Source organism: Mesorhizobium sp. M3A.F.Ca.ET.175.01.1.1 (assembly GCF_004791945.1).
In the GTDB taxonomy this organism is placed as follows: domain Bacteria; phylum Pseudomonadota; class Alphaproteobacteria; order Rhizobiales; family Rhizobiaceae; genus Mesorhizobium.
Window position 1 is genome coordinate 1 of the sequence record NZ_SRTP01000055.1, and the last position, 564, is coordinate 564.

A 564-nucleotide genomic window follows, 5' to 3' on the forward strand; every position below is an offset into this window, starting at 1 on the left:
CGTTCTTCAGCTCCTCGTCGAAATGGAGCTCGAGCGTTGGAACGGAGCAACCGATCGCCCGGGCCACCGTCTCTTTGCTGTCGCCACAGGAGACCATCAGTTCGACGGTGCGGCGCATCGCGGCGGTTGGCTGGAACGCCGGCCGACCGCGGCCGCGCTTGGGTGTCTTCATGCTGGCTCGATCGACAAACCGCCGATTATTTTCGGGTTTTGAGCGCCACAATCCCGTTTTTCAGGGTGGCTAAAAAATTTTGTGAACATGAGCCCCGGGCGGTTCGACCCCCGGTTCGCCCCAGAGATCGAGACCCCCCCCGGTTCAGCGTGGGCCAGACTGCTCTGGATCGTGAGGTTCAGTCGACGCGATGACACGGTCATGGAATTCGCCTTCGACCTGGATCTCGCCGATGATCTCGAGTCGGAGAACGTTTGGTTTCCTCTGACCATCGAGGTCGAAGGAGACGCGGGTGACGCCTTGGAGCGGAGCACCGTTCATCTCGATGCTGCACAGGGCTGGCGTCTCACCAACCTTGATCTTGAATGTGTTCTTCATCAGAACGCCTGTCT

General features: G+C 59.8%; 1 protein-coding gene. It reads left to right on the top strand.

All coding sequences use genetic code 11. The features are described from left to right. Positions 1–373 precede the first annotated feature (373 nt). On the top strand, positions 374–564 hold a 191-nt coding region (locus tag EN818_RS33330), incomplete at its 3' end, for a hypothetical protein (protein ID WP_210237319.1).